This window comes from Leyella stercorea (assembly GCF_019052365.1).
Taxonomy (GTDB): Bacteria; Bacteroidota; Bacteroidia; order Bacteroidales; family Bacteroidaceae; genus Prevotella.
Genome location: NZ_JAHQUY010000165.1, coordinates 1 through 1,258 on the forward strand (window position 1 = coordinate 1; position 1,258 = coordinate 1,258).

Below are 1,258 nucleotides of genomic sequence, written 5' to 3' on the forward strand. Positions count from 1 at the left end.
ACAAGCCCATTGGCAGAATTAAGTATGCACTAAATTAATTCCGCCAACAGGTTTACTTTATATTTATGTATTAAGTTCTTTTTCTTGAAATTTTCGTATGTATTACCCTCTATTGATTCGTTCTACCAATTCGTCTGGTGTAAGTATCTCCATCTTAGAGAAGCCAAACCACTTTTTGCCCAAGTCCTTTATGGATGCTCCTATATGAGTCGGATTCTTGCAAGTGTTGTTGCATTTCCAATTGATGGTATTCCATTGTCGAGAGACGCTGAAACACTTCGGCATTGTTCTGTAAAAAGTGACGCATTGAAGTGAAAGCTCGCATTATTCGAATATTCACCTCAATCGCAGTGTCAGAACGTAAAACACTACTAAGCATAGCGACTCCGTTTTCAGTAAATACGTAAGGCATGTATTTCAAATGTTGTCCGCGTCCTTCGTTTAAGGTTGCAATTTGCGACCTTAAACATTCGTCCTTGGTCAATTGAAACATGAAATCTTTAGGAAATCGTTTAATATTGCGTTTTACTTGCTCATTAAGACGCTTTGTTTCAACGCCATAAAGTGTGGCAAGGTCACGGTCAAGCATAACTTGTTGTCCTCTAATGATTTTTATTAGAGGCTCTATATTGTCAACACCAACAAACTGGTCACTTTTTGTGGTCAGTTCGCTGCTCTCATTTTTTTCTATTTTATCTGTCATATGTATATTCATTTTTCCAAAATCACAAATTGTGACTTTGAACATTACCAAATTTAACAGCATTCAAAGGTAGTGCTTTTAGCCTTTAAGCCACTATCGCACAACCCCTTTTTGAAAAGAACGTAAAATTAATAGTTTTATTGCTATGATTGTACTTTTATTAATCGCTTCACTCGTTGTACGGTACTTACCCCTTAACCACTCAACTTTGCCACATCCCGAACGGAATATCCCTTGCGGAGCAGACTTATTACTTCCCAACATTCGGCTTTCATCTGTTCTTCCGTTTTTACAAAGCCTATCTTGCGTCCGAGTTTTCCACCTTTCTCTATATACCGCTTCCGTCCTGACTGCAATCGGAATGAGATATTATCACGTTCCAATTGCGCACAGGTTGAAAGCGTGGCTATCATTATCGGGGCAAAGAGGGACGGACTTCCTTCATCGTCCAATAATGTAAGCTGTTCCTTTTGTATGTGAATACAGCTCTTTTATCGTAATATAAAGTTTCGAATTACATTATAGTTTTGTACCTACTTATACAAATGCATCTAA

General features: G+C 37.8%; 1 protein-coding gene and 1 pseudogene. Both read right to left on the bottom strand.

Annotated elements, in window-relative coordinates; genetic code table 11:
• Window positions 1–154: 154 nt before the first annotated feature.
• Window positions 155–703, bottom strand: coding sequence for an ORF6N domain-containing protein (locus tag KTQ90_RS13385; protein WP_254359730.1), 549 nt, complete (start codon window positions 701–703; stop codon window positions 155–157).
• A gap of 194 nt (window positions 704–897) precedes the next feature.
• Window positions 898–1,185: pseudogene (locus KTQ90_RS13820) on the bottom strand (recombinase family protein); the annotation flags it as partial.
• Between the last annotated feature and the right edge of the window lie 73 nt (window positions 1,186–1,258).